The organism is Actinotalea sp. C106 (assembly GCF_023630195.1).
Classification (GTDB): Bacteria; Actinomycetota; Actinomycetes; order Actinomycetales; family Cellulomonadaceae; genus Actinotalea.
The window spans coordinates 1-7520 of the sequence record NZ_JALPKN010000156.1 but is presented as its reverse complement, the minus strand read 5'-3'; the positions used below and the strand labels follow the sequence as shown (position 1 = coordinate 7520).

Here is a 7520-nt window from a genome sequence, read left to right as displayed (position 1 = left end):
CGGTGCCGCACCCCCGACCCGGACCTCCCCCGCCCGGCCCGGCGAACTTCCGGAGGCACCTCGGCCGCGCCGTCGCCGACGTCGCGCGGTGGTCGTCGCGGCCCTCGTGCTCGCGGTCCTGCTCGCCTGGCCCCTCGGTCTGGTGCTGTGGGCCGACAGCCGCCTCGAGCATGTCGAGGCCACCTCGGGAGCCGCGCCGACGGCAGGAACCACGTACCTGCTCGCGGGCTCCGACTCCCGCGAAGACGGCGTCATCGAGGACAGCGAGACCACCGGGGCCCGCACCGACACGATCATGCTGCTGCACGTCCCCGAGAGCGGGCCGGCAGCACTCATCAGCCTGCCCCGCGACACCTACGCCGAGATCCCCGGCCACGGGGCCGCGAAGATCAACGCCTCCTTCAGCTACGGCGGGGCGCCGCTCCTGGTGAGCACCGTCGAAGGCCTCACCGGGATGACGATCGACCACTACGTCGAGGTCGGCTTCGGAGGCATCACCGACGTGGTCGACGCCCTGGGCGGCGTCGAGCTGTGCCTCGACCAGGACGTCAACGAGCCGCTCAGCGGGCTGGTATGGACCTCGGGCTGCCACGTGTCAGACGGCACCACGGCGCTGGCCTTCGCCCGTATGCGCTACGCCGACGCCCAAGGGGACATCGGACGCGCCCAGCGCCAGCAGCAGCTGATCGCTGCGATCACCGGTGAGGCCGCCTCGCCGGCCGTCCTCGACCCGCGGCGCCAGGTCTCCCTGGTCCGCGCCGGGACTGGCGCCCTCGCGGTGAGTGACGACACCTCGGTGGTGGACCTGGGACGCCTCGCCCTCGCCTTCCGTAGCGCAACGGGTCCGGAGGGCATCACCGGCACCCCGCCGATCGCCACGATGGACTACCAGCCCGGCGGGGTCGGCTCGACGGTGCTCCTGGACCCCGACCTCACCCCGGCGTTCTTCACCGACATCCGCGAGGGCTCACTGCCCCCCGGACCCGTCGGCGGCCTGGACTGACCGCCGCCGCGGCAGCCGGTCGGCGACCCTGGTCAGGCCGCGCTCCACGCCGCGCCGCATCGGCTTGTTGACCTTCTTCTCGACCCCGTGGTGGATGAGCATGGCGAGCAGGATCGAGACCGCGAAGGCTGCGGCAAGGACGACGTAGGTCGGCAGGTACGGCTCGAGCTGGTCGATGACCCACCAGCCCCAGAACTCGTGGATCAGGTACAGGGGGTAGGTGATCGCTCCCAGGCCGACGAAGATCTCGACCTTGGTCCGCGCGAGCCGCGTCAGGCTCAGCACCGCGACCAGGCCGAAGCACCCGACGACGATCGCCCCGATGAGCCACGGGTTCGGCGGGAAGATGGTGTTGGCGCTCAGCGACCTCATCTGCTCGGGGACGATGTGGTGCACGGCCAGCGCGGTGTTCATCGCGACCAGCCCCCAGAGCAGCCGTGAGTGCCCGTCGCGGAAGATGAGGAACAGGAGCATCCCGCCGGCGAAGAGCGGGGCGTAGGTGCCGATGAGCAGCATGTCGGCGATGCGCCATCCGGCCTCGTGCACCCCCCACGCCACCAGCGGCCAGAGCGTGGTGAACGCGATGATGCGTCGTCGGGTCAGCCCGATCGCCACGAGAAGGACGATGAGCAGGTAGAAGCGCAGCTCCGTCCACAACGTCCAGTAGACGCCGTCGACGTGCCGCACCCCCCACGCGGACTGGGTCAGGGTCAGGTTCACGGCGACCTCGGACAACGAGATCTGCTTCCCGTCCCGCCAGATCACCATGAGCAGGAAGCTCGTCATCAGCACCGCGGCCCAGTACGAGGGGTAGAGCCTCGCCAGCCGCGAGCCCACCACCTGAGGTACTGAGCGGCCCCACGCGGTCCACAGGATGACGAACCCGCTGATGACGAAGAAGAGCTCGGGCGCCAGGGCGAAGTACGTCGATACGTGGCCGAGCACGGGGAACCGCTCCCCCGGGTCCTCCCCCCAGCCGACGTGCCACCGCGCGGTGAAGTGATGGAGCAGGACGCCGACCGCAGCCGCGAACCGCAGTCCGTCCAGGGTGTACAGCCGAGCCGGGTGCTCGCGGGTTGCTGGCTCGGGGCGCGGACGCCCCCGCGGCGCGTCGCTCGAGGGCGAGGTCCCGGGCCCACCGCGTCCGTCCGCGGGCACAGGGACGTCAGGCACCCCCGTCGGGGTCGTCGTTACCATTCTGTGACCCTACGACGGGCCCGCGAAGATCGCCCGCCCACGGCGGACCGCGGTCAGCGGCCGAAGCCGGTCCGCCCCTCGCCCGCCCGGCGGGACCGCAGCCGCTCTCCCTTGGCCTGCGCCTGGTCGCGGAGGCTCTCCTGGAAGGTCACCATCCGCTCCCGCAGCGCCGCAGCGGCCTCCCCTTCTCCCGCGGCGAGCATCCGCACCGCGAGCAGCCCCGCGTTGCGTGCCCCGCCGACCGACACGGTCGCGACCGGGACCCCCGCAGGCATCTGCACGATCGACAGCAGCGAGTCCATGCCGTCCAGGTGCGCGAGCGGGACCGGGACACCGATCACGGGCAGCGGGGTGACGGCGGCCAACATCCCGGGCAGGTGGGCCGCGCCCCCCGCCCCGGCGATGACGACCCGCAGCCCGCGCTCGGCCGCCGACCGCCCGTAGTCGATCATCTCCTGGGGCATGCGGTGCGCCGAGACGACGTCGACCTCGCACGGGACCTCGAACTCGGCCAGGGCCAGGGCCGCGGCCTCCATGGCGGGCCAGTCCGAGTCCGACCCCATGACGACACCGACCAGCGGTGCTCCTGCGCTCTCAGCCATGGGTCGAGTCTCCCCTGACCACCGACGCCGCCGCCAGCGCCCGGTCGCGCACGGTGTCGAGGTCCTCGCCGGACGCCGTGACGTGGCCGAGCTTGCGCCCGGGGCGGACCTCCTTGCCGTAGAGGTGGACCTTGGCCGCGGGATCCAGGGCGGCGACCTCGGGCAGGGCCTCGGTGAGCTCGTCCCGCTCGGCGCCCAGCACGTTGGCCATGACCGACCACCGGGCGGTCGGCGTCGTGTCCCCGAGGGGGAGGTCGAGGACCGCGCGCAGGTGCTGCTCGAACTGGCTGGTGACCGCGCCGTCGATGGTCCAGTGACCCGAGTTGTGCGGCCGCATCGCGAGCTCGTTGACCAGCACCCGCGCCCCGGCCTCTCCCGCCGGACCCACCGACCGACCAGCCACCTCGAACAGCTCGACCGCGAGCACCCCGGTCACGTCGAGCCCCTCGGCGACCCGGGTCGCCGCGTCGAGCGCTGCGGCCTCGACCACCGGGTCCAGGTCCGGTGCGGGGGCCACGACCAGCGAGCACACGCCGTCGGCCTGCACGGTCTCGACCACGGGCCACGTCCGGATCTCCCCCGAGGGCCGACGGGCGAGCAGGACCGCGAGCTCCCGCACGAACGGCACCTTCGCCTCGGCGAGCAGGGCGGGCCCACCGATCCCCGCGGCCGCGAACCACTCGACCACCTCGCTCGTCGAGCGGACCACCCGCACACCCTTGCCGTCGTAGCCCCCGCGCGCGGTCTTGACGACGGCCTCGCCGCCGTGGTCCTCGAGGAACCTGGACAGGGCTGCCGCGTCGGGCAGCTCGGCCCAGTCCGGGCACGGCACGCCGATCTCGGTGAGCCGGCGCCGCATCGCGATCTTGTCCTGCGCGTGAATCAGGGCCGCGGCGCTGGGCCGGACCGGCACCCCCGAGGCGAGGACCTCGGCGAGCACCTCCCCCGGCACGTGCTCGTGCTCGAAGGTCAGGACGGCCGCCCGAGGACGCTTCGTGTCGCCCTCGACCAGGGCCTGGACCGCACCACGGTCCTTGGGGAGCCCCACCGGGGCGTCGACCACCACCTGGGCTGCCGACGTCGTCGGGCCCTCGACCAGCACCCGCAGCCCCAGGCCCAGGGCCGTCGCCGCAGGAGTCATCATCCGGGCGAGCTGACCGCCGCCCACCACTGCCACCACAGGTCCCGTCACGACGGGCGAGCCTAACAAGGTCGGCAGGACCTCCGGCGCGGCGTCCAGATACCCTGCCGCCATGCGGACCCGGCTCACCGAGCTCCTGAGGTTCGGCTCCGTCGGGGCCGTGGCCTTCGTCGTCGACGCCGGGACCTTCAACCTCCTGCTGCACGGCCCGGGCCCGCTGCTCGGGGACCGGCCCCTGACCGCCAAGGTCCTCGCGGTCACCGTCGCGATGCTGGTGTCCTGGGTGGGGAACCGGTACTGGGCCTTCGCCGCGCACCGCACCGAGGCCCATGCCCGCGAGCTCGCGGTGTTCGCCGCGGTCAACGTCGGCGGCATGGCCATCGCGGTCGGCTGCCTGGCCGTCTCGCGCTACGCCCTCGGGCTGACCTCGCCGCTGGCGGACAACCTCGCGGCCAACGTGGTGGGCCTCGGGCTCGGCACGGCCTTCCGGTACCTCGCCTACCGTCGCTTCGTCTTCACCGGCGGCTCGGTCGTGGAGGGCGTCCCCGTCTCAGCGCCGCGGCCCCTGGGTGCGACGCCGACGGCCCCGCAGGGACAGGGTGGCCCCCCGCGGCAGCACGACGTCGGGGTCCAGGGTCCGGGGCACCCCGGAGAGGAAGACCGCGAAGACCGGGGGCCGACGCTGCGCGAGCTCGAGGCGTCCGCCGTCGGCCGCGACGAGGTCACGGGCGAGAGCGAGCCCCAGGCCCGTCCCCGCACCTGAGGTCACTTCCCGCTCGAAGATCCGCGGGGCGAGGTCGTCCGGGACCCCAGGCCCCTCGTCGGTGACCTCGATGACCACGGCCGCGCCGGGGCCCGAGCCGCGTGAGCGGATCGTCGTCGTGCCGCCGCCGTGGCGCAGCGAGTTCTCGATGAGGGTGGCGAGCACCTGGGCCAAGGCCCCCGGGGTGGCCAGGACGGCGACGTCGTCCGGGACCTCGACCTTGAGGGTCCGCCCGGCCGAGCGGTAGGAGGGAAGCCACTCCTCCTCCTGCTGGTGCACCACGTCGAGCAGGTGCACGGCCTCGGTGGTGCCCCCCGAGGCGCGGCGCGACCGGGTCAGGAGGTCGTCGACCACGGTGACCAGGCGCTCGACCTGCTCGAGGGAGATGCGGGCCTCCTCGCGGACCTCGTCCTTGTCGGTCGCGAGACTGATCTCCTCCAGCCGCATCGACAAGGCGGTGAGCGGGGTGCGGAGCTGGTGCGAGGCGTCCGCCGCGAACTGACGCTCGGCCGCGAGGCGCCCAGCCATGCGGTCCGCGCTGCGGGCGAGCTCGGCCGCTACCAGGTCGATCTCCTCGACCCCCGAGGGCTCGAGCCTGGGCCGCACCTGCCCCGAGCCGAGCTGCTCGGCGCTCGCCGCGAGGTACACGAGCGGCGCGGCGAGGCGTCGCGCCTGCCACAAAGCCATGGCCACCCCCGCGAGCACCGCCCCCAGCGAGGCCACGAGCACGAGCAGCACGGCCTGCGTGGTGCGCCAGACCACGTCCCAGTAGGAGATCGAGACCAGGACCACCGCCCCGGAGTCGGTGCGCACGACCGCGGGGTAGGCCCGGCCCTCGATGGGGTCCCCGGCCCGGACCCGGGTGCCGTCGGCGGTGACGACCGAGACCGAGGCGGGCAGACTGCCGTCGTCCCCTCCCAGGTACAGCTCGAGCAGCTCCTCGGTGACCTCCCGGTCGCTCGAGATCCGGGACTCGACCTGACGCGCGAGGTTCGCGGCCCGGTCGTCCCGGTTGCGGAGCTCGGCGTCCCGGATGAGCTGGGAGCTGAAGATCGCGAGGGGGATGCCGAGCAGCAGGACGGCGACCGTCACCGCGGCGACGGTCGCCTGGAGGACGCGGCGCCGCACCTCAGCCCCCCGCCCTCAGGAGGCGCCGGTCTCGAACCGGAAGCCCATGCCCCGGACGGTCGAGATGTAGCGCGGGTCGTTGGCGTCGTCGCCGAGCTTGCGACGCAACCACGAGACGTGCATGTCGAGGGTCTTGGTCGAGCCGGTGGGATCGGAGTCCCAGACCTGCCGCATGAGCTGCTCGCGCGGGACCACAGACCCGGCCTCACGCACCAGCACGCGCAGCAGCTCGAACTCCTTGGCGGTCAGGTGCAGCTCGCGCTCGCCCTGGAAGGCACGGTGCGCGGCGAGGTCCATGCGCACGTTCTGGGCGTGGACCTCGTCCTCCTCGAGACCGTCGGCGTGGGTGCGGCGCAGCAGGGCGCGCACCCGCGCGAGCAGCTCGGCGAGGCGGAAGGGCTTGGTCACGTAGTCGTCCGCCCCGGCGTCGAGCCCGACGACCAGGTCGACCTCGTCGGCGCGCGCGGTCAGCACGAGCACGGGGGTGCTGAGCCCCTGGCTGCGGATCCAGCGCGCGACGTCCAGGCCGTCCATGTCCGGCAGGCCCAGGTCGAGGATCACCATGTCCGCCGCCGAGGCGGCCTCGATGGCCCCTTGACCGGTGCCTTGCACGACCACGTCGTACCCCTCGCGACCGAGGGCTCGGGCCAAGGGCTCGGCAATGGCTGGGTCATCCTCGGCCAAGAGAACGTGCGTCATGCGGACATGCTAGCCACACCAGCTGCCTCTACGGTGTAACGCGCCCGGCGCACGTCCGTGACCAGCATGACTCGTGCGTGGCGTACGACCCCGGGGGGACAGCCGCTCCGCCTGGGGGGCGACGTGCCACCAGGCGTACCGCCCTAGGCTGTCGGCGTGCGGTGGTGGGAGCGCGTGAGCGCCTGGGACGAGAAGCACCGCTTCGTCATGGACGCCGTCGCCACCGCGTTCACCGCCCTGCTCGTGGTGCCGAGCGCGTCGAGCTTCTCGATCACCGAGAACGGCTGGGTCGAGCTCGCCTCCCTCGCCCAGGTCGTCCCGCTGGCCTGGCGCAGGGTCCGCCCGGCGGCCTCCGCCGCCGCGGTGTTCTCCGTGGCGCTGCTGCACTTCCTCGCGGGCGAGCTGCTCATCGTCCCGGTCGACTTCCTCGTGCTCGTGGCGCTCTACTCGGTCACCGTGCACGGACCCGTCTGGGCCTACCGCACGGCCATCATCGGCGCCCTGACGGGCTCGGCCATGTTCGGCGGCGCGACCTTCCTGGAGTCCGGGTCGCTCGTCACGGCTGGCGTCTTCGCCGTGGCCCTGGCCCTCCTGGCGCTGAGCACCTTCGCCTTCGGGCTGGTCCGCCGCGCGCGCCGCGAGTCGATCGACTCCCTCGTGGACCGCGCCCTGCGCGCCGAGATCGAGCGCGACCAGCAGGCCCAGATCGCGACCGCGGCCGAGCGGGCCCGCATCGCCCGCGAGATGCACGACATCGTCGCCCACTCCCTCTCGGTGATCATCGCCCAGGCCGACGGGGGCCGGTACGCGGCCGAGCAGGACCCGGCCGCCGCGACCCGCTCCCTGACCACCATCGCCGAGACCGGCCGCGCCGCCCTCACCGACATGAGGCGCCTGCTCGGGGTGCTCCGGCCCTCGAGCGAGGAGTCCGCGACACCAGGGATCTCGGCCGGCCCGGCGGGCCAGGCCGGCTCTGCGCCGGGCGCG

At 73.3% G+C, this 7520-nt stretch carries 7 protein-coding genes and 1 pseudogene; 3 read left to right on the top strand and 5 right to left on the bottom strand.

Annotated features, from left to right (window positions below):
• On the top strand, positions 1–1003 hold a 1003-nt coding region (locus L0B03_RS11300), incomplete at its 5' end, for an LCP family protein (protein WP_250445890.1).
• Here the strand turns inward: L0B03_RS11300 and L0B03_RS11295 are convergent.
• Genes L0B03_RS11295 through L0B03_RS11285 form a run of 3 tightly spaced genes read right to left on the bottom strand, consistent with a single transcriptional unit; the run spans position 968 to position 3994 of the window.
• Positions 968–2200: an acyltransferase gene (locus L0B03_RS11295; protein WP_250445889.1), complete on the bottom strand. Its 1233-nt coding sequence runs from the start codon at positions 2198–2200 to the stop codon at positions 968–970. The genes L0B03_RS11300 and L0B03_RS11295 overlap by 36 nt on opposite strands.
• 53 nt (positions 2201–2253) lie before the next feature.
• On the bottom strand, positions 2254–2802 hold the full coding sequence (gene purE, locus L0B03_RS11290) for a 5-(carboxyamino)imidazole ribonucleotide mutase (RefSeq protein WP_250445888.1): 549 nt from the start codon (positions 2800–2802) through the stop codon (positions 2254–2256).
• Positions 2795–3994, bottom strand: a complete 1200-nt coding sequence (locus L0B03_RS11285; RefSeq protein WP_250445887.1) for a 5-(carboxyamino)imidazole ribonucleotide synthase — start codon at positions 3992–3994, stop codon at positions 2795–2797. The genes purE and L0B03_RS11285 overlap by 8 nt, the downstream gene beginning before the upstream one ends.
• A 61-nt stretch (positions 3995–4055) precedes the next feature.
• On the opposite strand from L0B03_RS11285, the pseudogene L0B03_RS11280 reads away from it, so the two are divergent.
• Positions 4056–4448 (top strand): annotated as a pseudogene (locus L0B03_RS11280) (GtrA family protein); the annotation flags it as partial.
• Positions 4449–4493: 45 nt separating this feature from the next.
• On the opposite strand, the gene L0B03_RS11275 reads toward L0B03_RS11280, so the two are convergent.
• Both L0B03_RS11275 and L0B03_RS11270 read right to left on the bottom strand, forming a co-directional pair.
• Positions 4494–5834 carry an ATP-binding protein gene (locus L0B03_RS11275; protein WP_250445886.1) on the bottom strand — a complete coding sequence of 447 codons (1341 nt, stop codon included), beginning with the start codon at positions 5832–5834 and terminating at the stop codon, positions 4494–4496.
• Positions 5835–5849: 15 nt separating this feature from the next.
• Positions 5850–6533: a response regulator transcription factor gene (locus tag L0B03_RS11270; RefSeq protein WP_250445885.1), complete on the bottom strand. Its 684-nt coding sequence runs from the start codon at positions 6531–6533 to the stop codon at positions 5850–5852.
• Positions 6534–6689: 156 nt separating this feature from the next.
• Here L0B03_RS11270 and L0B03_RS11265 point away from each other — a divergent pair.
• On the top strand, positions 6690–7520 hold an 831-nt coding region (locus L0B03_RS11265), incomplete at its 3' end, for a histidine kinase (RefSeq protein WP_250445884.1).

Bases quoted from the DNA above. Each gene is read 5' to 3' on its own strand.
- purE (WP_250445888.1), bottom strand. From the start codon at position 2,802: ATGGCTGAGAGCGCAGGAGCACCGCTGGTCGGTGTCGTCATGGGGTCG.
- L0B03_RS11270 (WP_250445885.1), bottom strand. From the start codon at position 6,533: ATGACGCACGTTCTCTTGGCCGAGGATGACCCAGCCATTGCCGAGCCC.
- L0B03_RS11295 (WP_250445889.1), bottom strand. From the start codon at position 2,200: ATGGTAACGACGACCCCGACGGGGGTGCCTGACGTCCCTGTGCCCGCG.